Origin of the sequence: Marinobacterium sp. xm-m-383, from assembly GCF_013283255.1 — a bacterium.
GTDB lineage: Bacteria > Pseudomonadota > Gammaproteobacteria > Pseudomonadales > Balneatricaceae > Marinobacterium_E.
In genome coordinates this window covers 107,305-131,974 of record NZ_WBYT01000005.1, presented here as the reverse complement: position 1 = coordinate 131,974, position 24,670 = coordinate 107,305, and the positions used below count along the sequence as shown (strand labels likewise).

General features: G+C 49.4%; 21 protein-coding genes. 3 read left to right on the top strand and 18 right to left on the bottom strand.

The features are described from left to right. Positions 1-4: 4 nt before the first annotated feature. Genes XMM383_RS09550 through XMM383_RS09515 form a run of 8 tightly spaced genes read right to left on the bottom strand, consistent with a single transcriptional unit; the run spans position 5 to position 9,098 of the window. Complete coding sequence (locus XMM383_RS09550; RefSeq protein ID WP_173494864.1) at positions 5-3,322, bottom strand: response regulator; 3,318 nt, start codon at positions 3,320-3,322, stop codon at positions 5-7. A 42-nt stretch (positions 3,323-3,364) separates the two neighbouring features. After that, positions 3,365-4,000 (bottom strand): leucine efflux protein LeuE, encoded by a 636-nt coding sequence (leuE, locus tag XMM383_RS09545; RefSeq protein WP_173494863.1) that lies wholly within the window; start codon positions 3,998-4,000, stop codon positions 3,365-3,367. A gap of 3 nt (positions 4,001-4,003) precedes the next feature. Further along, a complete protein-coding gene (locus tag XMM383_RS09540; RefSeq protein ID WP_173494862.1) occupies positions 4,004-4,777 on the bottom strand; it encodes an NRDE family protein in 774 nt (257 codons plus the stop codon). 16 nt (positions 4,778-4,793) lie between these two features. Then, positions 4,794-6,161: a ribonuclease J gene (locus XMM383_RS09535; protein WP_173494861.1), complete on the bottom strand. Its 1,368-nt coding sequence runs from the start codon at positions 6,159-6,161 to the stop codon at positions 4,794-4,796. A gap of 2 nt (positions 6,162-6,163) precedes the next feature. Then, positions 6,164-7,381 (bottom strand): multidrug effflux MFS transporter, encoded by a 1,218-nt coding sequence (locus XMM383_RS09530; RefSeq protein ID WP_173484344.1) that lies wholly within the window; start codon positions 7,379-7,381, stop codon positions 6,164-6,166. A 34-nt stretch (positions 7,382-7,415) separates the two neighbouring features. Beyond that, complete coding sequence (locus XMM383_RS09525; protein ID WP_173481264.1) at positions 7,416-8,093, bottom strand: glutathione S-transferase; 678 nt, start codon at positions 8,091-8,093, stop codon at positions 7,416-7,418. Beyond that, complete coding sequence (gene msrA, locus XMM383_RS09520) at positions 8,081-8,551, bottom strand: peptide-methionine (S)-S-oxide reductase MsrA (protein ID WP_173481265.1); 471 nt, start codon at positions 8,549-8,551, stop codon at positions 8,081-8,083. The genes XMM383_RS09525 and msrA overlap by 13 nt, the downstream gene beginning before the upstream one ends. 34 nt (positions 8,552-8,585) lie before the next feature. After that, positions 8,586-9,098, bottom strand: a complete 513-nt coding sequence (locus XMM383_RS09515; RefSeq protein ID WP_173483060.1) for a DNA-deoxyinosine glycosylase — start codon at positions 9,096-9,098, stop codon at positions 8,586-8,588. Positions 9,099-9,169: 71 nt separating this feature from the next. On the opposite strand from XMM383_RS09515, the gene XMM383_RS09510 reads away from it, so the two are divergent. The 3 genes from XMM383_RS09510 to XMM383_RS09500 are packed head-to-tail and all read left to right on the top strand — an operon-like array spanning position 9,170 to position 11,413. After that, positions 9,170-9,979, top strand: coding sequence for a symmetrical bis(5'-nucleosyl)-tetraphosphatase (locus tag XMM383_RS09510; protein WP_173494860.1), 810 nt, complete (start codon positions 9,170-9,172; stop codon positions 9,977-9,979). Between the two features lie 19 nt (positions 9,980-9,998). Beyond that, positions 9,999-10,319, top strand: coding sequence for a thiosulfate sulfurtransferase GlpE (gene glpE, locus XMM383_RS09505; protein ID WP_173481268.1), 321 nt, complete (start codon positions 9,999-10,001; stop codon positions 10,317-10,319). Between the two features lie 2 nt (positions 10,320-10,321). Next, positions 10,322-11,413, top strand: coding sequence for a hypothetical protein (locus XMM383_RS09500; protein WP_173494859.1), 1,092 nt, complete (start codon positions 10,322-10,324; stop codon positions 11,411-11,413). Between the two features lie 91 nt (positions 11,414-11,504). Here XMM383_RS09500 and secA read toward each other — a convergent pair whose 3' ends face one another. The 10 genes from secA to mraY all read right to left on the bottom strand — a co-directional run bounded on the left by secA (position 11,505) and on the right by mraY (position 24,670). Further along, positions 11,505-14,249: a preprotein translocase subunit SecA gene (gene secA, locus XMM383_RS09495; protein WP_173494858.1), complete on the bottom strand. Its 2,745-nt coding sequence runs from the start codon at positions 14,247-14,249 to the stop codon at positions 11,505-11,507. 149 nt (positions 14,250-14,398) lie between these two features. Continuing rightward, a complete protein-coding gene (gene lpxC / locus XMM383_RS09490) occupies positions 14,399-15,313 on the bottom strand; it encodes a UDP-3-O-acyl-N-acetylglucosamine deacetylase (protein ID WP_173494857.1) in 915 nt (304 codons plus the stop codon). A gap of 100 nt (positions 15,314-15,413) precedes the next feature. Further along, positions 15,414-16,565, bottom strand: a complete 1,152-nt coding sequence (ftsZ, locus tag XMM383_RS09485) for a cell division protein FtsZ (protein WP_173483061.1) — start codon at positions 16,563-16,565, stop codon at positions 15,414-15,416. A gap of 93 nt (positions 16,566-16,658) precedes the next feature. Continuing rightward, positions 16,659-17,516, bottom strand: coding sequence for a cell division protein FtsQ/DivIB (locus XMM383_RS09480; protein WP_371731526.1), 858 nt, complete (start codon positions 17,514-17,516; stop codon positions 16,659-16,661). A gap of 2 nt (positions 17,517-17,518) precedes the next feature. After that, positions 17,519-18,469 (bottom strand): D-alanine--D-alanine ligase, encoded by a 951-nt coding sequence (locus XMM383_RS09475; protein WP_173484340.1) that lies wholly within the window; start codon positions 18,467-18,469, stop codon positions 17,519-17,521. Positions 18,470-18,474: 5 nt separating this feature from the next. Continuing rightward, complete coding sequence (murC, locus tag XMM383_RS09470; RefSeq protein WP_173494856.1) at positions 18,475-19,908, bottom strand: UDP-N-acetylmuramate--L-alanine ligase; 1,434 nt, start codon at positions 19,906-19,908, stop codon at positions 18,475-18,477. Further along, the gene (murG, locus tag XMM383_RS09465) at positions 19,905-20,984 is read right to left on the bottom strand and encodes an undecaprenyldiphospho-muramoylpentapeptide beta-N-acetylglucosaminyltransferase (protein ID WP_173484338.1); all 1,080 of its coding nucleotides are present in this window, start codon (positions 20,982-20,984) and stop codon (positions 19,905-19,907) included. Before murG ends, murC begins: the two co-directional genes overlap by 4 nt. Continuing rightward, positions 20,971-22,227, bottom strand: a complete 1,257-nt coding sequence (ftsW, locus tag XMM383_RS09460) for a putative lipid II flippase FtsW (RefSeq protein WP_173494855.1) — start codon at positions 22,225-22,227, stop codon at positions 20,971-20,973. Before ftsW ends, murG begins: the two co-directional genes overlap by 14 nt. After that, the gene (murD, locus tag XMM383_RS09455) at positions 22,218-23,579 is read right to left on the bottom strand and encodes a UDP-N-acetylmuramoyl-L-alanine--D-glutamate ligase (protein ID WP_173481277.1); all 1,362 of its coding nucleotides are present in this window, start codon (positions 23,577-23,579) and stop codon (positions 22,218-22,220) included. The genes ftsW and murD overlap by 10 nt, the downstream gene beginning before the upstream one ends. Before the next feature lie 8 nt (positions 23,580-23,587). Next, a complete protein-coding gene (gene mraY, locus XMM383_RS09450) occupies positions 23,588-24,670 on the bottom strand; it encodes a phospho-N-acetylmuramoyl-pentapeptide-transferase (protein ID WP_173481278.1) in 1,083 nt (360 codons plus the stop codon).

Here is a 24,670-nt window from a genome sequence, read left to right as displayed (position 1 = left end):
TTATTTATGATTCCAAACTTGTCAAAGCTTCGCGCTTTGTCTCTGCCCAAACAGCCACCAGTGTGGCGACCTGTTCAGCCGATAATTTTTTTCCATTACGAAGAAGGGCTTCAAGAAGCATTAGATTTTCGGTGAGCTGTGGCATTCCCAAAATACTGCTAGCGCCCTTCATTTTATGGATAAACTCAACATTTAGCTCATCGGACTCTTGCTGCAACGACTCAAGAGTTTGGGCGTATTTTTCAATGAATTGTGCAACATACTTTTTAGCCGTTTCATCACTGCTCCAATAATCTCTAGCCAGTGCTATATCAAAGTAGCTTTGAGGCCTATCTATATCGCATTGATTGGTGTTAGTTGAGATCGCATTTTCCTTCAGTGCTTCAGGCGCAATCAGTTCTGCAATTGCGACAACGGCTTTCTCAATATCGACCGGTTTAGTGATGTAGTTATTCATGCCGGACTCTAAAGCCTTTTCAATATCCTCAGCATAGGCGCCTGCCGACAAACCGATTATGGGTAAGTTTTCAAACCGCCGCAGGGCACGAATCCTTTGAGTCGCCTCAAGACCGTCCATGACTGGCATTTGCACATCCATCAATACCAAATCTATCGATGACTCTGCCTCTCTTAAGAGTTTGATCGCCTCACTACCATCATTGGCAAGAAGCACTGAGGCCCCTTCAGCTTCAAGAAATTCGCGAGCAGAATCACGGTTGAAAAGATTATCATCGACCACTAACAGTGTTCGGTTCAAAAGCCGCTGACTGGGAATCTGTTCTGTCTCAGGCTGGGTATCAGAATTGATGATGCGTTTTAATGTAGAACTGGTAACAGGCTCCATTAAACAGTCATAGGGGCTGTTCTCAAACTCTTCAATATGACTGACAGGACTGGTTACAGTGGCCAGTTTTCCAGACCAATCAACGCCCTTGCTCTGTAACTCACTCTGGATCTCTGCTTCTAGACGCTGCAAGTTTTTACCGGACATCTCTTCATCGACAATGACAGAGTCAAAGGAGCGATCCGCTTTTATGGCTGAAACGAGTTGATAGATCAGATAACTCTGCGTCTGTCCAACTTCATGATCTAGACCCATCGCTTTGGCAACGGCCACAAGAGAGTTACGTGTAAAGGGGTTTTTACAGGCAATAAGAACTCTAGCCTCTGTTATAGGATCAGGTTCAATAACCTTCACAGGCAGAGTCAATTCGAAGGAGACGGTAGTGCCTCGGAACTGCTGGGACTCAAAACTTAACTCACTTCCCATTAATGAGAGAAGTTGCTGGGTAATGCTAAGCCCTAGACCAGTCCCCCCAAATTTACGCGTTATCGAACCATCGCCCTGCTCAAAAGGCCTTAGAATTTTAGCTAAAACCTCATCACTCATGCCGATGCCAGTATCACGAATCGCAAAGCGAAGACGGGGTACAGAGTCTGCATTGATCACATCAACCGTCAACTCAACATAGCCCCTCGAAGTGAACTTGATCGCGTTACTGATCAGATTGATCAAAATCTGTTCCAGGCGTTGCTGGTCGCCTGATATTTTGATGTTACCCTGATAGCTCGGTGTAATCGCCAGGTGAACGTTCTTACTTTTAACTGAGCTGGACATGAGTAGAGCAAGGGTTTCAAGCAGTTCAGCCAGATAGAATTCGGTCGTTACCAGTTTCAGCTTACCGCTCTCTATCTTAGAAAAATCCAGAATATCGTCGATCAGCTTTTGTAATGACTGCCCCGCTCTTAGGATTTTTTTCGCTTGTTCGAGCACGGGTTTATTGGCGTTTTCAGCACGCGCTAAGGTTTGAGCCAAGGTCAGTACCGCATTCATGGGTGTCCTAATCTCATGACTCATATTGGCCAAAAACTCGCTTTTAACCCGCGAGAGTCTTTCAGCCTCTTCTGCCTTATCAGTTAATGCTTGACGGAGTGCCTGCTCTTCCGAAACATCGCGCATTAAACGGATGGTATGAGCCTCGACTCCATCTTTAGCCGGCTGATAGATCAAGCAGATTTCACCCATTTTAGCCTCAGAACCTGGTGCTGGGCGCAGCTGTTTTTGAAATCGGATTACGGCACCTTGGCGTTTAGCTTCAAGGTGAAATTGGCGGGCAAACTCTGGAGTGATATCCATCAAATCAGGTATCGTTTTACCGATAACCTCTTTAGCAGAATGATATCCCCACCACTGAGCGGTCTTATCGTCAGCATCGATCACCTTCAGGCTCTCAACACCTATGACGGCAAACATATTACCCATCTTAGTTAAGGCATTGAGATAATCTTTTGAGAGTTTTTCAGAGGTTTGAACTTTTGCCGCCTGTTCCGCGTAAGCTTGATTCAAACGCTCTAGTTCAGAACGCTCTTGCTCTAACTGTTTGTTAATCTGCGCTATTTTTGAGCTCTGTTTCGATAGAAGTTGATAGCGGTAGAGCAGCAGAAGTATGATCCCCAGTGTGGCGAAAAAGAGATAGAGCAGCTTTTGTAAGCTCTCTTTAGTGAAAGGGCTCAATTCACTATTTGGCACCATGCCCCACAGCTCCTGTAGTGCCCTAATTTCATCAGGACTGAAGCTGTCGTAGGCTTTATCAAAAAGGGTTTTCAGCGTTCTATCTTGCTGGTTAAACGCAAAGTGCATATTTAACTGCAGTCCCGGTTCAGACTCTAGCAGTCTAACTTGCAGATCCTCATTAAAGATGTGGGAAACGTTGATCAGATAGTTGGCAATCGAATAGTTCTCTACGAACAGATCAATTTTGCCGTTCAACAGAGCAGCCATCATCTCATCAAATGATAAGTACTCTTTATAGCGAACCTGAGGATAATTCTTCTTAAAATAGCTCTCAAAAATAGAGTCTTTCTGAATACCAACAACCTGGCCATCCAGATCGGCAAAGCGCGTGTACCCTTTTAAACTGACTAGCTCAGTCAACAGTTCTAGTGTCTGCTTTTCACTGAAAAGATAGCGCTGTTGGCGCTCTTCAGTCAGCACCATATTACCGACAACATCTAACTGGCCATCGGCCAATTTTTCCATATGCTGCGACCACTCAAACCCATTAACAAAGCGCAGTTCTAAACCCAGCTTTTGGCTAATTTGTCGAGTTAAGTCAATTAGATAGCCTTTCGGCTGACCCGCATCAACATAGTTAAAGGGGCGCCAATTGCTATAGGTAGGCATCCTTATGGTCTGTTTATTCTCGAGATAGTCACGCTCTTGTTGACTCAGCTGAGAGAGTAATTCGGCATCAGAAGCAGCGACCCAGGGGGCTTGCAGTGTTAACGCTAACACTAGACCTATTTTCAATATAAGCTTCATACCTGGACCAAAATATAGGGTTATTAATACAAAAACTGAACACTAGTTGCTTGATAGTGCTAGTTTAAGACCATACCCCATAAACAGTGATCCCGCTAACCCTTTCGCAAGGCCTGAAAGTTTCCCCCCCTCGGCTAGAAGAGACTTGAAATAGATCGTCATAAGAATCAACACCGCAAGATAGATCTGTGAACAGAGTTGAACAACCAGACCCAAAATAGCAAAAGAGAGCCAGGGGTTGTCGTAGCTTGGATCGACAAATTGAATGAAGAACGAGACAAAAAAGAGTATTGCCTTAGGGTTAAGAAGGCTGATCGTCAGCGCTACTCTAAATGGGTGTTTAGAGTCCTTGGGCAAATCGATGTCCGAATCACTGTTTTGAGGTTTAGTGAAAAGCGACCTTAGCAGACCAAAACCGAGCCACATAAGATAGAGTCCACCGGCATATTTAAGCAGCGTAAAGAGAATGGGGGTGGTTTGAATCAGGCTCGCCACACCGGCGACTGACAGTGTCATCAACGTCAGATCCCCCACAAAAATACCCGCCGCGCCTTGAAACCCTGCGAGAGCGCCTCGGCGCCCTGCTACCGTAGCGACATACATAGAGTTGGGACCGGGCAGCAAAATAATAATGATTGTCCCAATCAGATAGGTGTAAAAATCGACTATTCCAAACATCTGTTACTCCCCGACAAACCAACTAAACGGCTGTTCTAACACGACAGCACCGGTTTTATCTAACTGCTGATCAACCACATCATACTGACCACCGGATAGTCGGAACAAGCAGCGAGATCGAGTGCCGTAGGTTTCACTGACAATCAACTGAGAAGAGAGCAGGCGCTCCCAATCGACAGGGATACCGGTATCTGGAAGTTCAGCGTCATTCGCTGGGTTAGGGTCCATTAATAGACCAGATCCATCCAGTTGAGTCTCTAGCAAAACACCCTGTTCGGAGATCTGTTGGCGTGCCAGTGTCACTTTAGGCCATGGAGTATCAAGTGCATCATTACTCAGAGCGTGTACCCCAGGCTCTATTGGCTGAAGGTCAGGACTGTTTGAGCTCATCCAAAATAACGCCCCAGGCTCACCAACAATCAGATTAAAGCCGGCATATTGATATCTATTATCTTTTAACGCTTGAGCAATCTGCTGGATAGATTCGTTTGAGTTTAAGAACAGCAGTGGAATCTCACCCCGACTGCGAGCGCCCTCTACGCCAATATAACCAGGGCGAATGTTCGTCAAAAATGCGAATCGACCAGAGCGATTGAACCCCAACCAAGTTCCTTTAGCTTTTAGATCTTGGCCGGCCAATACCTCTAAAGAGTCGCTTCGATGTACAGGCCACCAGTGCATGGGCAGAGCCGACCTGTCATGGAACTCATCTCGATTGGCCACCAAGAGTAACGGGGTAGTGTGGTTAGGACGCCAGTTGAAAGCTAACAGACACATTGCAAAAATCGGCCCACTATTGAACGAGAGCAAGGCGGCCGGCGGGCACCTTGGCATAGTGAATACGATGACCCGGCGCCAACTCGTAGAGATCGCCATTCTCACCGATCAGTTGAACCGGTACGGAGTACTTACGAGCAATCTCGGCATTCGCTTTGATGTGCTCAGGTTCACCATGCAATGGCACCGCAATAATCGGTTGTACCCAAGAGTACATATCGGCTAATTCAGCCTGACATGGGTGGCCAGATGCATGAATCGGCGTCGAGCTGGTGGCCGATTCAACCACTTTAACTTTGCGCGCTTTAAAACGATCCAACATCCGCTCCACCAACCGCTCATTTCCAGGAATGAGGAATGAACTCATCAACACCAGATCGCCCTCCTCCATTGAAAAATGAGGATAGGAGTCCAGTGCTAAGCGATTCAATGCTGCACGCTCTTCTCCCTGGCTACCGGTCGCAATCGCAAACACCTCTTCGGCTGGAAGATAACCCAAATGAGACTCATCAATGGGTTCTAACTCATCAGGCCAGTAACCGGTCATTTTGGCGATGGAGTAGATGTTTTTTAGAGAACGACCAATCAGAGCAAAGCGTCGACCTAAAGCATCTGCTACACGGGCAACTGTGACGAGGCGGGCCAAATTGGAGCTAAAGCAACTGACCACAATTCGACCTTGAACCGACTCCAGCTGTTTCAAAATGCCGCGATAACAGATCGATTCTGATTTCGACATTCCCGGTTTCAGCGCATTGGTCGAATCACAAAGCAGTGCACGAATATTGTGTTTAGATAACCCTTTATAGAGTGACTCATCGAACGGCTCACCAATGACTGGGTCATAATCGATTTTCCAGTCGGCGGTGTGCAGTACCGTACCAACAGCCGTTTCAATAAGCAGAGACTGTGCTTCTGGAATCGAGTGCGTAATAGGTAGAAATTCAAGGGTGAAGTTACCGAGAGTAAATCGCTCCCGTTGGTTGATCACATGAATAGGTACTCGGCCATCTAAGCCATGCTGCGCCAGCTTTCTTCGTAACACTTCTGCCGCGAAAGGCGATGCGTATACGGGCGCTTTAAGGCGTGGCCAGAGGAACGGCAGAGCCCCTAGGTGATCTTCATGGGCGTGGGTTATGACAATCCCTTTAAGGTTCTCTTTTTGACGCGAGATAAACTTGGGGTCGGCTGACACTACGGCTGCTGTGCGGTGCGATTCAGGATCAACCACCTCGTCAAAGGTGACACCGCAGTCGACCATGATCCAGTCACCGGCGTGACCGAGAAGATTCATATTCATACCGATCTCGCCCGAACCCCCTAAGGGCAAAAACCAGAGATCTTCCTGGCCGGGTGAGAGCAGAGCTGATGTTTGATCATTCATGATCAGTGTGGCACCTCAACACGTTGCACTCTGGGTTTTGAAAAGAGAATCACTAACATTAAGCCTGATAGGGTTGTAACCGCGAATCCGATCAGTAGAGGCAGAACAGTGCCATCAAACTGCATGCCGATCAGCGAGCCAACCAAGACACCCAGCAACATGGTAAAGGCCCCAATAGTGCCTGAAGCGACACCTGCGATTTTACCGAAGGGCGCCATTGCCAACGCGTTGAGGTTGCCGAACAACAAGCCAAAAAAGAAGGTCGTAACAATCATCATCAGGATAAACACCTGTAGAGGAACCGTCAGCTGCCAAGCACCAATGACGATCGCCTCTAGCAATGAAATTAGACCCGATAACGCCATGACAAAGATGACCAACTTTCTGAGCTCAAAGCGGTAGACCAGCTTTGAGTTCATGAAAGAGGATATCCCAACCCCAAGCGCCATCATTGCAAAGTAGACCGGAAAGAGTGCGCCAGTATCGTAGATGCCTTGAAGTATCCCCTGTACGGAGACCAAAAAGCCAATCAATGATCCATGTACCAAGCCGCCGGCAAAGGTGTAGATAAACCCTTCGCGGGTCGTCACAACCTGACGCATCGCCTTCATCACTGGTTTAAAGGAGAGAGTCGATTGATGCTCTGGATTAAGCGTCTCCTCTTGGCGTAGAGAAAACCAGATCCAGGCCGCCGTTGTCAGCACCAACAGCATGCCAAACACTGCTCGCCAATCGGCGACAAGCAATACCAGTTGGCCCAGCATAGGGACCACAACGGGACTGAATATAAAGATGGTCATGATCAGTGACATCACACGCGCCATGTCGCGCCCAACGTATTTATCACGCACAATCGCCATGGTAACAACACGCGGACCCGCTGCACCTAACCCCTGTAACACTCGTCCCACCAACATGACCTCAAAGGTCTCTGCAAACAGAGAGATCAGGGTGCCGATCAGCATCAGTGTAAAGCCAAGATAGACCGCAGGCTTTCGACCCCAGGCATCGGCAAGGGGGCCATAGAAAAACTGCCCTACAGCCAGACCCAACATAACGCTAGTAATAACAAACTGATAACGGTTGTTGTCGAGGGCGTTAAGATCAGATCCAATTTCATGCAGGGCAGGCAACATCGCATCGACATAGAGCGCCATTAGACATTGCAAAGCGGCCATCAAGAGCAAAAACTCTGGCTTCACGGGAGATTTGGTGTTCATACCATTCCAAATGACGCGCGTGGCATCAATCGAGTTAAAGAGGTGTACCTACCTCTTCGTCTTCAATCACCTCAGTCTCTTCTGAGGCTAGTTGATACCACTCCATCAACTCTGGGGTCTGCAGCAGCCAATCTCGGTATTGTGAGGCAGGCTCTGTCAGTTCGATCTGATAGGTATGAAAACGAGAAGCAATCGGTGCAAAGAATGCATCTAGTATACCTAAGTCGACTCCCTTCTCGCGAGCATTAATGAACCAAGGATCACTCCAGATCTGATCAATACGCTCAATCTCTGATCGCACCGTCTCAGACACACTGATCGATCGCTGTGCACGGCAGTTCATCGGTAGCGCATGCCTTAGATTGGCAAAACCAGAGTGGACCTCAGAGACTATGGATCTCGTTTTAGCACGATCTTGCAGGGATTCTGGCCAACCTAATCCTGCTAGATGCGCTTCACTGAGGTATTCACAGATTGCTAGGGAATCCCAAACCTGAAGCTCAGAATCGATCAGCACCGGCACACGCCCTGCATCACTGTATTGGGAGAGTTTTTCATGGAAGTCCGACTCAAACAGGGCTAAACGTTCCAGATCAAAATAGAGGCCTGATCGCTTCATAAAAAACCAAGCACGCAGTGACCAGCTTGAGTAGTTGTGGTTACCAATAATCAACTTAAGAGCGGATTGGTTGGATGTGGCTAAATTCCACATGCAGAGGCGCCTCGTTTTTTAAGATATTGTTGATGGTACTCTTCTGCAGGCCAGAAGGTTTGAGCCGGCACAATCTCAGTCACGATAGGGTTCGCAAACACGCCACTGGTTCCAAGAACCGCTTTTGACTGCTCCGCTAAGATGCGTTGCGTATCATCTTGATAAAAGATCGCTGAACGATATTGCGTGCCAACATCAGGTCCCTGTCGATTCAGCGTGGTGGGATCATGCCATTGCCAAAAAGAGTCTAAAAGGGCTTCATACGCGATAAGGTGTTCATCAAATTCGATCTGCACCACCTCGGCATGACCCGTCTGGCCAGTACAGACATCCTGGTAGCTCGGCTGATCGAGAGCACCGCCCATGTAACCCACTTGAGTGCCGGTCACACCCGTCAAATCGGAAAATCGCAGTTCAACACCCCAAAAACAACCTGCAGCAAATGTAGCTAATGCCATACAAACACCTCCAATAATATCGAATGGATGTACGTTACTCTTTCAGAGTGTCGATCAGCACAGAGTGCCACGCAACTCTTTTTTCATCTAAGGTCATCGATGCATGCGCCGGACTGGTCGACGGCAGCTGAAAAAAGTCTATCCCCTTTGCTTTAGCAAACTGATCAAACCCAGCTCGTTTGAATAGCCTCATCGCTGCCCCGCCATTTAAAACAATGCACTTCAACTTGGGCAAGCTCTCGATGAGTTGATCAATTGGATTGTAGTGAACAGTCGATGACTTGATATCTGAATCCAGTGATCCCGGCCGTTCGGCTTCAGCAACGACGTCCCAAAACCCAATCCCACCTTCCAAGGCTGCGGCCAACTTCTGTTCGTAACTCATTGAATTTGGCATCTGCAGCCAGTCACACAGAATAGGCCAAAGCGCATTTCTAGGGTGGGCATAGTACTGCTGCTCAGCGATCGATTTTTTACCAGGCAGTGAGCCTAGGATTAGCAGTTTAGTGCTCGTATTGCAGACTGCGCTAAACGAGTGATCAATCATCCTTTTGGGTCCACTGAAGAATTCCTATATGCTATGGCCTTTCAGCCTAACTAAGCGGTTTTAACAACGCAATGTCGACCTATGCCATCGGAGATATTCAAGGGTGCTATCGAACAATGATCGCCCTACTTGATTCACTCCAATTCAGTGAAGATGACCAGCTATGGATTGCTGGCGATCTGGTTAATCGAGGTCCTGACTCCTTAGAGGTTTTGCGATTTATAAAATCACTTGGACCTCGCGCGCGCATTGTTCTTGGCAATCATGACCTGCACCTGTTAGCACTTGCCTCAGGTGTCGATCGAAAGGTAGGAAAAACATTAAAACCGATCATGCAGGCGCAAGATCGCAATGAGTTACTGAGTTGGCTTATACAACAACCACTGATTCAACGCTGCGACGCCTTAGGCTATGTGATGACCCATGCAGGCATTCCCCACATCTGGTCCTTAGAACAAGCTGAGCAACTGGCGAAAGAGGTGACTGATTGCTTAAACAGCACCCTGTCCGTCCACTATTTCGAACAGATGTATGGCAATAAACCCGCCAAATGGAAAGATGAGATCATTGGCTTCGATCGATTGCGAACGATCACTAACTACTTCACCCGCATGCGCTATATTAAACCCTCTGGTAAATTGGACTTTGACGCAAACGGTGGATTAGACGAACAGCCTGAGGGTTTCCTCCCCTGGTTTGAACTACCGACACAGGTCAGTTCTCACAAACAGATTACCGGTCACTGGGCGGCATTAGGGCTGCGAGTGGCACCCAATCATTACGCTCTCGACACCGGATGTGTTTGGGGCGGAGAGTTAACGGCTTTGAGACTAGAGGATGGATCGATCTTCTCGATCTCAAGCCAAGAGTTAAATCGTTAAGAATGACTAAGGATACTAAATGAATCAATTTAAACACGTCGTTGCAAAAGATGCCCTAGAACTCATTGAGAAAGGCGCCGTTGTAGCCGACATTCGTGATGGACAGAGCTTTGCCAACAATCACATCAAAGGCGCTGTTAATCTAACCAATGACAACCTACAAGAGTTCATCGATAGCCACGAATTCGATTCGCCCATTCTTGTCTGCTGTTACCACGGTATGAGCAGCCAATCTGCAGCCGCTTTCCTTTGTGAGCGTGGCTTTGAAGAGGTCTACAGCATTGATGGCGGTTTTGAACGCTGGGTATTGGCCTTCCCTGAGCACTGCGAAAAAGGTTAACCATGCAGATCTATCTGGTGGGTGGTGCTGTGCGTGACGAACTACTCGGTCTTGAGGTTAAAGACCGAGATTGGGTCGTCGTCGGTGCCACACCAGAAGCGATGCTTGAAGCGGGTTATAGGCCGGTTGGCAGTGACTTTCCCGTCTTCCTCCATCCTGAAACGCACGAAGAGTATGCCTTAGCCAGAACCGAACGCAAAAGTGGCCGCGGCTACAAAGGGTTCACCTTCCATACTGATCCAAGCGTCACCCTGGATGAGGATCTACTCAGGAGAGACCTGACGATTAATGCGATGGCCAAGAGTGATACTGGCGTCATTACCGACCCATTCAACGGCCAAAAAGATCTAAATGCTCGCCTACTCAGGCACGTCTCTGACGCCTTTTTAGAGGATCCCCTCCGCGTACTTCGTGTGGCCCGTTTCCATGCGCGTTTTGCCCACCTTGGTTTCAAAGTCGCACCTGAGACCCTAGCATTAATGCAGGGTATGAGCGCCTCGGGTGAGCTGGACCATCTGACCACAGAGCGGGTTTGGCAGGAGTTTGAGCGAGCGCTAAATACTAAGACACCCAGTCAGTTCTTAACTACCTTAGCAAAGAGTCATGCCAACTACCTGCTGGCACCACTGGACAGGATTGCGTTGCAGGATTTGCATAGCGTCGATAGTCCACTACTTGAAGCGGCTGAGGAGCGATTTGCTCTGTTGTGCCACCTTGCGAATCTGAGCACCGAGGAGGTTGACGCCTTAGCGCTCAAACTCAAAGCCCCCAACCGTTTCAAATCGCTAGCGATTGCCTTCTCTAGACACTCAGCGACTCTGTCGAATTTCCCAACAGCTGATGCCGAACAAAAACTTCAGTTAATCAACGATCTTAAATTGATCAAGCAACCCACCGCCGCTGAGCCTCTGATCCATATTCACGACGCACTGCAGCAGGATAACCGATTCAACTCTGCTGACTTAGCGACAGCCGTTGAGTCAGTCGCAGCTGTTCAGCCAAAACAGGTGATGGCTGATGGATTCTCGGGTGCCGAGCTAGGATCTGAGTTGCGTCGCAGACAGATTGAGAGATTGTCGACTCTCTCTGCTTAACCCTTCAAAATAACGGCTAGAAAATAACCGATCGAAAGTAACGCGCACAAAAAAGGCCGCTCAATGAGCAGCCTTTAATGATCGATTTTGCTTAAGAGATCTTACCGTGACAGGCTTTGTATTTCTTGCCTGATCCACAAGGACAAGGTTCGTTACGCCCTACTTTACGATCATCACGTTTGAAGGTTGCTGGTTGTTCTTCGCCTTCAATACCGCTATCAGTCTCTTCACCCTGCATTCCCGTCGCAGCATCGTGTTTGAAGTCCATAGCCTGTTTCTCAGCCGCTTCACGACGCTGACGCTCCATCTCTTCAACATCTTCAGGAGCACGCACTTGAACGTGGCTGATGATACGAACAACGTCGGCTTTGATGTTCTCTAGAAGCCCCTGGAACAGTTCAAACGACTCACGTTTGTACTCCTGTTTCGGGTTTTTCTGAGCATAACCACGTAAGTGAATGCCACGACGAAGTAGATCCATCGTCTGCAGGTGCTCTTTCCAAAGCTGGTCCAGCACTTGAAGCATCACTTGCTTCTCGAAATTACGGAAGGATTCGGTTCCGACCAACGCCTCTTTCTGGCGATACACTTCAACGATCTGATCAAGAATGCGTGTGCGCAGTGTCTCTTCGTAGAGGTTATCGTCCTCATCTAGCCACTGCTGAATCGGCATCTCAACGGCAAAGCGTGTTTTGATCTCCTCTTCCAGACCCGGGATATCCCACTGTTCAGAGAGTGACTCAGGTGGAATAAAGGTGCTGATGGTGTCGTTAACCACCTCTTCACGGATTGCATCGATGGTTTCAGAGATGTCATCGCTCGACATCAACTCATTACGCTGATCGTAGATGACGGTACGCTGGTCATTAGCAACATCATCATACTCAAGCAACTGCTTACGAATATCGAAGTTTCGGCCTTCCACTTTACGCTGAGCTTTCTCAATGGCATTGGAGACCATCTTATGCTCAATCGCTTCGCCTTTTTCCATACCTAGCGCTTTCATCATGTTACGAACACGATCGGAAGCGAAGATACGCATCAAGTCATCTTCAAGTGACAGGAAGAAACGTGACGAACCTGGATCACCTTGGCGGCCAGCACGACCACGCAACTGGTTATCGATACGACGAGACTCGTGACGCTCAGTACCGATGATGTGCAGACCACCCGCTTCAAGCACCGCTTCATGACGCTTAGACCAATCCGCTTTAGCGGCTTCGATCTGCTCTTCTGTAGCATTTTCACCTAGGGCTACAAGTTCAACTTCAAGCTTACCGCCAAGCATGATATCGGTACCACGACCGGCCATATTGGTTGCAATGGTGACTGCACCTGGACGACCCGCTTCAGCGATGACACCCGCTTCTCGGTCGTGTTGCTTGGCGTTCAGTACGTTATGTTTGATGCCTGCTTTATCAAGCATCTGCGAAAGAAGTTCAGAAGAGCTGACTGACGCAGTACCCACTAGAATTGGGCGTTGCTGCTCTTGGCAGTGCTTAACCTCTTTAACGATCGCTTCGAACTTATCCTCGATCGACAAGTAGACCAGATCGTTGTAATCGATACGTTGAATCGGACGGTTAGTAGGTATTACCACTACGTCCAGACCATAAATTTGACGTAGCTCGAACGCTTCCGTATCCGCTGTACCGGTCATACCCGATAGCTTGTTGTAGAGACGGAAGTAGTTCTGGAAGGTGGTCGACGCTAGGGTTTGGCTCTCCATCTGGATCTCAACACCCTCTTTCGCTTCAACAGCTTGGTGAAGACCTTCTGACCAACGACGGCCCGCCATGATACGACCGGTATGCTCATCGACGATGACAACCTGACCACCCTGAACGATGTAGTCACGATCTTTAACAAACAGGTGGTGTGCGCGAAGTGCCGCTAGGACATGGTGCAGCAGGGTTAGGTTCTGCGGAGCATAGAGACTATCGCCTTCCGCAAGAAGACCCGCTTCGATCAACATGCCTTCAACTTTTTCATGACCCGCTTCGGTCAACTCAACGGTACGGTTCTTCTCATCGACGTGGAAATCTTCATTGATCACCTGCGTCTCATCTTTGACATCAATCTCACCTTCAAATTGAGTCAGATGTGGAATCAGTGTGTTGATCGCTTTGTAGGTTTCTGAACTGTCTTCAGCAGGACCTGAGATGATCAACGGGGTACGTGCTTCATCGATCAGAATCGAGTCCACCTCATCGACCACGGCAAAGTTGAAATCACGCTGAACCTTATCGGTCAGATTGAACGCCATGTTGTCGCGCAGGTAGTCAAAACCAAATTCGTTATTGGTACCGTAGGTGATATCACAGGCATAGGCAGCGCGTTTGGTCTCACCATCCTGACCTGACACAACGACACCCACTGATAGACCCAGTGCTTCGTAGAGTGGACGCATCCACTCTGCATCACGACTTGCAAGATAGTCGTTGACGGTTACGACGTGAACACCTTTGGCAGAGATTGCGTTTAGATAGACCGCAAGCGTAGCGACCAGAGTTTTACCTTCACCGGTGCGCATCTCAGCCACTTTGCCATCATGCAGTGTCATACCACCGATCAACTGAACGTCGAAGTGGCGCATACCCATCACGCGTTTTGACGCTTCTCGACAGTTGGCAAAGGCTTCAGGTAGGAGCTTATCTAGAGACTCTCCCTGTTCGAGTCGCTCTCTAAATTGAGCCGTTTTCTCTTTGATCCCCTCGTCACTGAGTGATTCAAACTCGGGTTCTAGTTCGTTAATTTGTTTAACGATGCGGCCCATACGTTTAAGTTCACGATCGTTTTTACTGCCGAAAATTTTAGAGAGGAAAGAGGTAAGCATGATTGGGTCAACTAGTGAGTCATTATTAATTAGGTTTTTATGGGGGCACTCAGCCTAAAAACAACCTTTTACTGAGTAAACCCTTAGCTATTTTGCAAAAAAATAGGGCCGATCTAAGTCGGCCCTGTTTTATAACATGTTTTGTTCAATCAGACAGCAGCTGCTGGACGCTGATATGAAATGGGGGCTTTGTGATCGTCAGTATCGAAGGTCACCACTTCCCATGCAGATTCATCTTCTAGAAGCGTACGAAGCAGACGGTTATTCAGGAAGTGACCTGATTTATCGCCGTAGAACTCACCGATCAAGCTCTTACCGAGTAGGTAGAGATCACCGACTGCATCAAGAATCTTGTGCTTAACGAACTCATCTTCGTAACGAAGGCCATCTTCATTGAGGATACGGTAGTCATCAACAACGATTGCGTTATCAAAGCTGCCACCCAACGCCAAGTTTTGAGAACGTAGGTATTCGATATCACGCATAAAACCAAAAGTACGCGCACGTGCCACCTCTTTAACAAAGGAGGTGCTCGAAAAATCGAGGGCAGCATGCTGAGTACGGTTTTCAAATACTGGGTGATCGAACTCAATCTGAAAGCCGACTTTAAATCCATTGAACGGAAGGAATTTAGCAATCTTACCTTCGTGTTCAACCTGAACCTCTTTAAGGATACGGATGAACTGTTTAGGCGCGTTCTGCTCTTCAATACCGGCAGACTGAACCAAGAAAACAAAAGGAGCGGCACTGCCATCCATAATAGGGACTTCTTCAGCACTCAACTCGATGTAGGCATTATCGATACCAAGTCCCGCCAGAGCAGATAGAAGGTGCTCAATCGTCGCGACACGAGCGCCGCCCATAGAGATGTTGGTAGACAGCGTGGTGTCAGAGACATTGTGCGCAACAGCAGGGATTTCAACCACGGGATCAAGATCCACACGACGGAAGATAATACCCGTATTAACAGGGGCTGGGCGCAAGGTCAGGTAGACTTTTTGACCTGAATGCAGGCCGATACCTGTCGCTTTAATGCTGTTTTTGAGTGTGCGCTGTTTAATCATCCGCGGGGGCAACCAATCCAGTTATGACGTATTAACAGCACATCATAAAGGAAAGCCACCCCGCTTCCTAGCGTTTACTCAAAAAATATTCAGGTTCCGTTCAGCGACGAAGATAGGTCGGAACATCTAAGTAATCGAGATCCGCGTAGGGATCTTCAGGCTCCGGCTTATCCAGCAGAGCTTCAAGATTAGTTCGCTTCAGAATCTCCGGAAGCTCGAACGTATTGATGTCCAATTTCGCTTTAGGCTCTCTGTTTTCAACAACCAACACAGGTTCCGGTATAACGCTCTGCTGAGTAGAACTTAACCCTGTTGCTACAACCGTAACCTTAATCTCGTCTCCCAGAGTTTCATCGACTACCGTGCCGACCACGATAGTGGCATCTTCAGCGGCGTACTCTGCAACCAGATCACCCACTTCCGAAAACTCACCCAGGCTTAGATCTTTGCCTGCCGCTACATTGACCAAGACACCCTTAGCCCCTTTAAGATCAACCCCTTCTAAAAGAGGACTTTGAACCGCCTGCTCTGTCGCAATTCGAGCACGCTCATCACCTAATGCTCGGCCAGTGCCCATCATCGACATGCCCATCTCTGTCATCACAGTACGTACATCGGCAAAGTCGACATTGATCATACCAGGACGAGTGATCAGATCAGAGATGCCCTCGACCGCCCCTTTAAGAACATTATTGGCTTCCGCAAAGGCTTTGATCAACGTCACCTTACTACCAAGCGCGCTCATCAACTTCTCGTTGGGAATTATAATCAACGAGTCAACCGCCTCTTTAAGCTCAGAGATACCCTGATCCGCAATGCGCATTCTGCTCTTGCCTTCAAACTTAAACGGCTTAGTCACGACCGCAACCGTCAGCGCACCCAATTCACGTGCAACCTCGGCAACCACTGGCGCTGCCCCGGTACCTGTACCACCGCCCATGCCGGCCGTAATGAACACCATATCGGCACCCGCCAACTGTTCAGCAATCGCAGCTCGACTCTCTTGAGCCGCGGCACGCCCAACCTCTGGATTAGCACCCGCGCCAAGACCATTGGTCGTTTCGCGACCAATGTGCAGCGCCTCACTCAAAGTAATATCACTCAACGCCTGGGCATCAGTATTCACACAGATAAACTGAACCCCATCCATGGCTTGTGTACGCATATGAGCAACCGCGTTACCGCCGCCACCCCCGATGCCGACCACTTTGATCTTTGCGCCTTCTGCAGCCTGATCAATTAACTGAAACATCTTCTCTCCCCCTTTCAACTCTATTCCCCAATAGAGATGAAGCATTTAAATACCCTCGCTCAAATTCTGCTGATTGAGTCGTGAAAACCTGTTTTAGGAACGCTTGGTTCCTGAACCCTTTTTCCATTTAACCGCCACACCATTGGTGTAACGGATATCAACCTCTTCAATTGACTCTTGCTGCTTAACCAGCTGCGTTTCATAGACCTGTATGAAGCGCCTTAGTCTGGGCATCAGGTCATCTCGACCTGCGACCACTTTGATTCCATTATTGAGATGCAGTGTCCAAGCACCTCGAGACTCCAACTCCAGTCCAGCCAAGGTAATACCCGATCGAATAAACAGTGAGTTTAGATCCCTAAACTGCTGCATAATTCGAACCGTCTCGTGGGACGGTCCTGACAACTCGGGCAGGGCTTGATAAGCATCGACCCTCTCTGGCCAGAAGATGTCACCCTGGTGATTCAATAAGCCTCGATTTCCCCAACGTGCAACAGGAACCTCTTCAATCAACTTCACTTGTAAAGCCGGTGGCCAAGCTCGGCGCACCTCAACTTCATTGATCCATGGCTCCTCAACAAGTCGCTCTTGAATGGCGCCAAGGTCGAGCTCCAAAATGCGTCCATTGATACCCGCTGCTACCTGATTCGCGATGACAGTTTTATCGATGTGACGGGTTGCTCCATCGACAACAACGGTCTCTACAGGACGATTCAACCACTGGGTATACTCGCGAACCGCTGTGAATATCAGTGACAGCAAAATCCCGCAGATGGTCAGTACCAACACCGGCTTCCAGATCCAATCCGACTCATTTGCCACCTCGGACTCAACCAAACGATCAGCTCGCTCAAAGAGGATCTCCGCCTCTTGCGCAGCTGACTGTTGAGTCTCAACGATCTCAGCCACTTGAGTGGGGATCGTTTTTTTCCAAGGTAGGCTGAAGGCCACGACTATCGAGCCTCCATCACAATTTCGACACAGAGTTCACTAAAACTAATTCCGGCCTGTTTTGCCGCCATAGGCACCAGACTGTGATCGGTCATACCCGGTGTGGTATTTACCTCTAACAACTGAAACTGACCCGCTTGATCCATCATCAAATCCACGCGCCCCCAACCACTACAACCGACTACATGGAAAGCCTGCTCAACCAGACCTTGCATCTCTTCGATCTGCTCGTTGTCCAGGCCGGTATCAAACAGGTATTGAGTGTCATTCGCTTGGTACTTAGCATCGAAGTCGTAAAACTCATGGGGTGTCACAAGGCGAATAATGGGCAGTGCACGGCCATTTAGAATTGCGACGGTGAACTCAGGGCCATTGACCCACTGTTCGGCGATCACTCGGCTATCAAACTGAGCCGCCACAGCATAAGCATCACGTAACTCTTGAGCGCTGCTGACACGACTCATGCCAATACTCGACCCCTCATTAGCGGGTTTCACCATCAGAGGCAGTCCGAGATCCTCAACGATCTGATCAAAGTCACTGCTTGGGCAAAGCGACGCATAGGCTGGAGTGGGTAGACCGGCACCTAACCAGAGCTGCTTGGTGCGCATCTTATCCATTCCCACCGCAGAGGCTGCGACGCCGCTGCCGGTGTAAGGCTTATTAATCAGTTCAAGAGCGCCTTGTAGCTGGCCATCTTCTCCACCAGGCCCGTGGACAATCAGAAACGCGCGATCAAATTCGGTTTCGACTAATTGAGTTAATGGGTTCTGTCCATTACCGGTTAAATCCAGTGCGAACGCATCGACACCGGCACTCTGCAGCGCCGCTAATACCGCATTACCACTGTTCAGAGATACCTGACGTTCTGACGCATTGCCACCCATGATAACGGCGACACGACCTAGGCTTTGCAGCTCTTGTTTGGAGTATTTAGTAATCGATTCAGCCATCAGACTTAGACCTCACCCCAGTGTTCACGTAGCTGGTGAGCCAGCGTTGTGATGTTCCCTGCACCCTGAGTCAGAAGCAGATCACCCGGTTGCAGAACCTCTTTCAACATCTCGGCTATGTGCTCATTTGATTCAACAAAAATGGGCTCTTTGCCACGTTGACGCAGAGAACGGCAGAGGGAACGTGTGTCCGCGCCTGGAATCGCCTCCTCACCGGCTGCATAGACCTCAAGCAGCAGTAGCTGATCGGGACGTTGCAACACCTGAACAAAATCTTCATAGAGATCACGCGTACGTGTGTAGCGGTGAGGCTGATAGACCATCACTAAGCGACGACCCGGCCAGCCCTCTTCGACCGCACTGATAACCGCCTGCACCTCACGTGGGTGGTGACCGTAATCATCAACCAGTGTCACGCTACCACTCTCTAGTGGCAGCTCACCCAACACCTGGAAACGACGTCCGACGCCTTCGAACTTCTCCAATGCTCGACAGATCGCGGCATCGTCGATCTCTTCATCCGTTACCACCGCAATCGCCGCGAGTGCGTTCAACACGTTGTGGCGTCCTGGCATATTTAGACAGACCGAAAGATCACTTAGTCCACCTGGACGTCTCACCTTAAAACGGCTCTGCAGTCCATTCTGCTCTAGGTCATAAGCTTGGAAGTCGGCATCCTCGGAGAAGCCATAACTAAGCATGGGTCGCCCAACCTCTGGCATCAATTCGCGCACGACGGGATCATCGATACACATAACGGCCAGTCCGTAAAATGGAAGATTCTGCAGAAAACGGATAAAGGTCTGCTTCAACTTGCCGAAGTCGCCATCGTAGGTATCCATATGATCAGCATCGATGTTGGTCACAATCGCCACCATCGGCTGCAGGTGCAGGAATGAGGCATCAGACTCATCCGCTTCAGCGACTAAGTAGCGACTGCGTCCAAGCTGAGCATTAGTGCCTGCACTGGTTAGACGACCGCCAATCACGAAGGTGGGGGACTGATTGGCTTCTGCGAGAATAGAAGCAACTAAGCTGGTCGTCGTTGTTTTACCGTGTGTGCCTGCCACTGCAATCCCATGGCGGTAGCGCATCAACTCGGCCAACATTTCAGCACGACGAACCACCGGTATTAACTGCTCTTTGGCGCGAGCAACTTCTGGGTTGGTTTGATCGACCGCTGTTGAGGTGACTAGGACATCTATCCCCTCGACATTCTCAGCCGCATGGCCAATAAAAATGGTCGCGCCGAGTGACTGAAGTCGATTGGTCACTGCCGACTCACGGATATCAGAACCGGAGATAGCATAACCCTGGTTCAATAACACTTCGGCGATGCCACACATACCCACACCTCCGATGCCCACAAAGTGGATTCGGTTAATACGGCGCATCTCTGGCACTTCATACTCTTTACGATGTCCGGCTTTTGGGCTCATAGGGCCACCTCCAAACAGATATCAGCGACCTGACGGGTTGCGTCTGGTTTCGCCTGAGAACGCGAAGCGTTAGCCATGGCCAACAGATCGGTTCGAGATTGATGTTGTTTCAGCCATAGAGAGAGTCCCTCGGCTGTTAAATTCTTTTGTGCAATTAGGTCTGCACCCTTTGCGTCAACCAAATACTGAGCGTTTGCTGTTTGATGGTCATCAACCGCATGAGGGAAGGGAATAAACAGAGCAGGCACACCGGCTATCGCAATTTCAGAGACGGTTAATGCCCCCGCTCGGCAGATCACCAGATCGGCCCAGGCATAAGCCTCATCCATGGATTCAATGTAGGGCACGACCTCAGCTTCAACACCGGCATCTGCATAAGCCTGTTGGCAACGTTCAATGTGCGTCGGTCCAGATTGATGCCACAGATTGGGACGCTCTTCAGATGACAACCTAGCCACAGCTTGAGGTACCAAGTCGTTGATCGCTAATGCCCCAAGACTGCCCCCCACTACTAGGCAATTAATGGCCCCGCTTCGCCCTGCAAACCGTTCAGAAGGTGCTGCAACATCCAAGATAGGGCCACGAATAGGATTGCCGACCACTTCACCTTGTGCGCCCGATTTAAAGGCGTTGGGAAAGGCTTGGAGTACACGTTTAGCAAATCGACGAGACTGTGTATTGGTCAATCCAGCGACCGCATTTTGCTCATGAATCACTAGAGGCTTATTGAGTAGCCAAGCGGCCAGGGCTCCAGGCCCCGACGCAAAACCACCCATACCCAGAACGGCATCTGGCTGAACCTGTTTTACTACCTTATAGGCTTGCCATAGCGCCTTAATTAATTTGAAAGGCGCAGCAATAAGGCTCAGTTTGCCTTTCCCTCTTAGGCCTGAGACATTAATGGCATGCAACCTAATGCCCGCTTCAGGGACCACTCGATTTTCAATGCCACGAACAGAACCTAACCACTCCACCTGGTGACCCTCAGCACGCAACAGATCAGCCACGGCAAGTGCTGGGTAGACATGCCCGCCGGTACCGCCGGCCATAATGAGTAGGCGTTTAGACTGACTCATGAGAGGCCTCCTGTGTCCAGCGTGACCAGAATCGACTCCAACGGCTCTCGACGGGCTTCATCCCCAGACGCTCACGTTTCAGCTCATAATCCACGCGCTGCACGATGGCGATCATCGCCGCACAGATAATCAGCGATGAACCACCGTAACTCATCAGCGGCAACGTCAGACCTTTGGTTGGCAATGCGCCCACGTTCACACCGATATTGATCATCGCCTGACCCGCAAGAATGAACCCGAAACCGTAGGAGATGTAGCTCATAAAAAAGCGTTGCTGCTTCTCAGCCTGGCGACCGATCAAGAAGATTCGAGCGATTAAAACCACATACAAAACAACAACCGCCATGGCACCGATCAGACCGAGCTCTTCCGCGAGAACTGAGTAGACAAAGTCTGTATGGGCTTCGGGTAGGTAGAAGAGTTTTTGTACGCTGTTACCAAGACCGGTTCCAAACCACTCTCCGCGACCAAAAGCGATCTGCGCTTGAGAGAGCTGATAGCCAGCACCGTATGGATCCGCCCAAGGATCCGAGAAAGACTGCAGACGTTTCAAACGGTAAGTTTGAGTCAACGCCATCGCACCGACCAACACTCCGACAACGCCAACAACAGTAACTAACTGTAACAGTCGCATTCCACCCAGGAAGATCATGCCCATAACCGTTGCAGTTGTAACAACGATGGCACCGTAATCCGGCTCTAGGTAGAGTGCAAAAACATAGAACGCCAGTGGAATAGCAGGTTTCACAACCCCCTTCCAAGTCGATCTAACCTCGTGTAGACGGCGCACCAGATAGCCCGCAATAAACATCACCATACAGACCTTAGCGACCTCTGAGGCCTGTAGATTGAAGCTACCCAGTCCTATCCAACGCTGACTACCATTGACCTCGCGGCCGATGCCAGGCACTAAAACAATCAACAGCAACAACAGTCCCAAGAAGAGCAGCCAGACTGAGAAACGCTCCCAAACAGTAATGGGAATTCTCACCAGCAGTGCAACCACTAACAGCGCTGCCACAACAAATAGGCCGTGCCTAAAAATGAAGAAGAATGGCCCACCAAATTTAGCCGCTGCAACATCCATAGAGGCTGAAGAGATCATGACAAGGCCTGTCAGAATCAGTGCTAGCATACTCATCATCAACAGTGGATCGAAAGGTAAAGTGCCCTGAGGAACACGCAGCTCCGCAGGCAATTTAAAATTCCAAAGCTTACTAAAATGGGGAAGTGTTAATCGCATGACAACACCTCTCTCACGGCCGCCACAAACTGATGACCACGATCTTCAAACCCTGTGAACATATCGAAACTTGCACAAGCTGGGGATAACAGAACCGCATCACCCGACTCTGCTTGAGACTCAGCCAAACGCACTGCGTCCATCAATGAATCGGCAAAACAGGTTGCTTCAAAACCGATCTCATCGGCCATCTGTTGGCGATCTTCCCCGATCAGAATGAGTGATTTTAAGTAGCGTTGGCTAGGTAGTTTTAGGCCCGAAAAATCCTGACCTTTAGCTTGTCCACCCGCGATCAAGATTAATGAGTGTGTGCGTTCTTGCGTCTCTCCAAGACCCACAACGGCAGCCAGTGTAGCGCCAAGATTAGTCCCTTTAGAGTCGTTGAACCAGCTGACACCCTCTCGCTCTGCAATCCACTGACAGCGGTGTTCGAGTCCCGGGAATTGAGACAGGGTCTTTAAAAGGGACGATAGTTTCAGTCCCTGAGATTCGCACAGAGCCAGAGCCGCCAATGCGTTCAACTCATTGTGTTCGCCACGCATCTTCATATCGGCAACTGGCATAAGGGCCTCAGCACCTTTTGCTAACCAAGGCTTACCCTCAACCATCAATCGGCCGTACTGATTAAGGTCGGGCGCTCCCAAACCAAAGGAGGTCTGTTTAGTGCTGTTCGGTACTAGAGGTCTTGAAAGAGCATCTTCACGATTAAAAATCGCCTGCTGACAGTGGCGATAGATGCGGTGTTTCGCTGCATGATACCCCTGCATACCGTCATAACGATCCATATGATCTGCCGACATGTTCAATACGGTCGCTGCTGATGCTTTGAGATCATGTGTGGTTTCAAGTTGAAAACTGGAGAGCTCTAAAACATAGAGATCGGCAGCCGGCTTGGCTAATAGATCCAGAACCGGAATACCAATGTTACCGCCAATCTCTGCACGGCATCCAGCATCGACGGCCATCTGCCAAACTAGCGTCGTAACGGTACTTTTACCATTGGAACCGGTAATCGCAATGATCGGAGCCGTTACCTCGCGAGCAAACAGATCAATATCACCGATCAATTTAGCTCCCGATGCTATGGCTGCCTGAATCGCAGGCTGATCTTTAGCGACACCTGGACTGATCACTAGCTCATCTGCCTGACTCAGCCATTCACCATTGAGCGGACCGGTTTGTAGCTCAACTTCAGGGTACTGATGACGGAATGCATCAATTGCAGCAGCTGTCTCACGTGTATCACAAGCGGCAAACGGCAGACCACGACTTGCAAAGAAGCGTGCGATGCTCTGGCCAGTTTGACCTAGGCCAATAATGATTCTGCGCTTATCGCTGGTAATCAGTGACACGTTATTTCCTATCGTATTTTTAATGAGGCTAAGCCGATCAACACCAGTACAAAACTGATGATCCAGAAACGGACGATGACTCGTGGCTCAGGCCATCCCTTCAACTCAAAGTGGTGATGGATTGGAGCCATTCTAAAGATGCGACGCCCCGTCAATTTGAACGACGCCACTTGCAGAATGACTGAGACCGTTTCCAGCACAAAAATTCCGCCCATAATGAGAAGTACCAGCTCTTGGCGAACAATAACCGCGACCACACCCAATACAGCGCCTAGCGCGAGTGCACCTACATCGCCCATAAAGACCATCGCTGGGTAGGTGTTAAACCAGAGGAATCCTAAACCGGCACCAATAATGGCGCCGAGCAGAATGATCAACTCACCGGCGCCAGGGATGTAAGGGATATTGAGGTACTCTGCAAACTTAACGTGACCCGTCAGGTAGGCAAAAACCGCCAGTGCACCGGCCACCATAACCGTCGGAAGAATGGCTAAGCCGTCCAAACCATCGGTTAGGTTGACTGCGTTGGAACTTCCGACAATGACAAAATAGGCGAAGGGTATAAAAAGCAGACCCAGTGACAGCGCGGTATCTTTGAAGAACGGAATCAAGAGATCGGTTTCAGCGGGTGTTTCGGCCAACCAAAAGAGCGCCACAGCGGCCGCGGCACCGCCCACAGATTGCCACAGGTATTTCCACTTTGCAGGCAGACCTCGTGAGTCTTTTTCAATGACTTTGCGCCAGTCATCCACCCAGCCAACAGCACCAAACACCACCAGTACAAACAGCGTCACCCAAACATAGGGGTTCGTTAAGTCTGACCAGAGTAAGGTACTGGTGATAATCGCTAGAATAATCAGCGCACCGCCCATAGTCGGTGTGCCAGCTTTGCTTAGGTGTGACTCTGGCCCATCGTTGCGAACAGCCTGTCCTATCTGTTTTATCTGAAGCTTTCTAATCAGGTGAGGTCCCATCCAAAGCGCCATGGCGAGGGCCGTTAACACACCCATAATGCCGCGCAGCGTAATGTACTTGAAGACATTGAAGCCGCTATAAAACTGAGAAAGGTAATCTGCTAAGTAGACCAACAT